This window comes from Geomonas sp. (assembly GCF_056994735.1).
Genome location: NZ_JBXKJL010000258.1, coordinates 1 through 2,689 on the forward strand (window position 1 = coordinate 1; position 2,689 = coordinate 2,689).

A 2,689-nucleotide genomic window follows, 5' to 3' on the forward strand; every position below is an offset into this window, starting at 1 on the left:
GCGCCTGACGTTATGCACGAACGCACAGAATCCCAGGTAAATTGGCAATTTTTCCTGGGAGATGCCTCGATGCGGGCGCAGCCAAGAACGCAACAACGACCAAAAGCCTTCCATCGTGTTGACATGGACCTCATGGAAACCGTCACCATCCTCATCACGGGCGTATTCTCCCTGGCTGTGGCACACGCTCTGGTGCACATACCCCCACTGAGGCAGAGCAGCATAAATCACATACTCGTCCGTATTGACCACCGTGCCGGGTTCGATCGTCTCCTGGATGAGCGGTCGGATGGTTTTCTGGTGCACAGTCTCCAGCATGACGATCCGGACTTCGCCGCCACGCTCAATCGTCCCAAAGATCGGCGGCTTTTCCTTCTCGACTGTGCCCCGACCGGGCCCGCCCTGGAGTCGCCGACGGCGTGGAGGGCGTCCCTGGAGCTGATCGGGCCTGCCCTTGTGCCCCGCCACGACATACACCTCGTCGCACTCCACCACGCCGCTCATCCGCACCTTGGAACGGCGCTGGACGATCCCTCCCCGCAATGCATCCGCCATCGCGGCGTGGCCATCGCTTTCGTTCAGGTTCAGCTCCTCGGCCATTTGCCGGTTCGACAGATTCAACCCCATCAGGTACAGGTAGGCCAACCACACCGACACAGGCTGATGCCGCCCCATGAAGATCGTCCCGGTGAGGTCGTCAAACCGGTTGCCACAGGTCTTGCAGGTGTAGCGGCGGCATGCGTGTTGCCGGTGGTTGCGACCACGCTGGGTGATTTTGTTGGACGTGCAACCCGGACAACGCACCCCGTTGGGCCAGCGTATCCGTCTGACTTCTTCGTAACATTTATCTTCATCGATAAGGTTGTTGAGGCGGCACATGGGGGACAGGCACAGGGTGGACAAAGTTCCAATTTACCACGTCCTCAAAACCCGGTAGCACCACACTTAACCGTGCTCACGTTACCCCGGCTACGAGCGACGATTGACTCCGTCCAGGTGGACGCCTCCGCCGCTTGGGCGGCACCCAAGGTGGCAGCGGCACCTGGTAGCGCAAGAGATCGGCCATGCTCCACGGGTGGTCAGTTAAACCTGCGGCCATGGCCGGTGTGCGCTCTAGCCACTGGCGGGAAGCCCCTTCGCAGGCTCGCCACCGAAGGCTCCGATGGCACCAGCAAAAGTTATAGGCACAGCCCACCAGGTACATGCCAGCGGTCAGTGTCGTCTCTAGATGAGCGATGGCCCGCCCCCACCTCACCAGGGGGGCGAGCGCACTGCGAAAGGTGGCGTTCAGGCGCTCGATGTATGCCGTGTTGATGACGGTGCCCGTACGGGTCTTGCTCAAGACCTCGGCAATCGCCTGCGCCGTTCCCCGCATCACCCGATGTACCACGCCGACCACTCGGCGCTTCGCATAGCGCTTGATCACCTGACCGATGAGCAGCCCCGGCTCCACCACCAGCCGAGGCCGACCGCGACGGCCGGTGCGTATGGGATGACGGAACACTTGCAGAAAAGCCGTGACGTAGCTGGCCAGGCCATCGACACAGACCAGCATCGCCAGGCTTGCCGCACAAGCACGTACCCTCTGAACCAGGTCGGTGATGAGCCTGCGGTCGCGATGCTCACTGATGACTCCACCCAGCCACAAGCGCGAGGGCACCGCGAGGGCCATGGCCCTCCACACCCGCTTCGCCACGAGCTTCACCCACAGCTCATCGGCCTGCACGTGACCCAAATCCACCCGGCCTTGTTGGACGATGCCTGCATGGACCTTTTGGCAATGCCGGCCTGCCCGCGCTTGCCAGTGCCCGACCGTGCGCTCATCCAGACCAAAGGCCGCGACAAGCGCTTGCAGCGGGCAGCCATGACAGAGCAAGACGAGCACGAGAGTCACCAAGTCGGCCGCCGTGCGTAACCGATAAAACGGCGTCCCCTTAGTCGCTGTAAAGGTCCGCCCGCAGGTCTCGCACTGATAGCGCTGCTCCTTCTGACTATGGATATGGATGTTACCTTGCCCCACCTGTCCTCTCGCCGGGCAGTCCGGGTTGTGACACCATTGCTTGTGTGGGTCCATCGCGGCCTCCTGCGGATGTGATAGCTCGTCACACCTTATAGGGACGCCCCTTGGACCCGCTTGGTTCAAGCTCTCAGCAATGCACCACGGTTAAGTGTGGTGCTACCGATCGGAGGCCAATGTGGAAAAATTCAGTATGGCCGCGTAGCTTCTACCGTTTGCTCAGTGCATAAGTCGGAAACTAGAGTTGAGTACGGCTAGCGGCAATTACCGAGTTATGCCTCCAAGTCACTGATATTCCTTGCCTTGCCGCGGGCTCAAGAGTGCCAAAGTCGAGTCAAATATAAAATAACGTGAGTTCTGGATAATTATGCTACATAGTTCAGTAACTTAAGCTGATTTTGTGACAAGTTAAGAGATGGTTTTTTGGGCTGATGGGTAGAGGCCACCAAGCCCGCCAGGAGATTAACCATCCAGTTGCTCATGCTCCGATGGCGCGTATGTTCAATCTGGCTGATGTTTTTGAGTTGGTCGTTGATGGTCTCGATCAGCGCGCGTTTGCGCAATAACAGCTTGTCGGCCAAGGGGAGCAACTTGTTCTTCATCCCCTTGCGCAGCTTGGTGATCAACTGAAGGTCCTGCTCTAACAGCGTCTCGACGAGTTTCTGGGAGATA

General features: G+C 59.2%; 3 protein-coding genes and 1 pseudogene. All 4 read right to left on the reverse strand.

Annotated features, from left to right (window positions below):
* Window positions 1-675 (reverse strand): IS1595 family transposase (locus AC11W3_RS11470; RefSeq protein WP_484093046.1); only part of this gene is annotated, 675 nt, incomplete at its 3' end.
* A gap of 45 nt (window positions 676-720) precedes the next feature.
* Window positions 721-879: pseudogene (locus AC11W3_RS11475) on the reverse strand (transposase); the annotation flags it as partial.
* Between the two features lie 76 nt (window positions 880-955).
* Window positions 956-2,074 carry a transposase gene (locus tag AC11W3_RS11480; RefSeq protein WP_484093044.1) on the reverse strand — a complete coding sequence of 373 codons (1,119 nt, stop codon included), beginning with the start codon at window positions 2,072-2,074 and terminating at the stop codon, window positions 956-958.
* 308 nt (window positions 2,075-2,382) lie between these two features.
* The coding region (locus AC11W3_RS11485; protein WP_484093045.1) for a transposase at window positions 2,383-2,689 on the reverse strand (307 nt) is incomplete at its 5' end.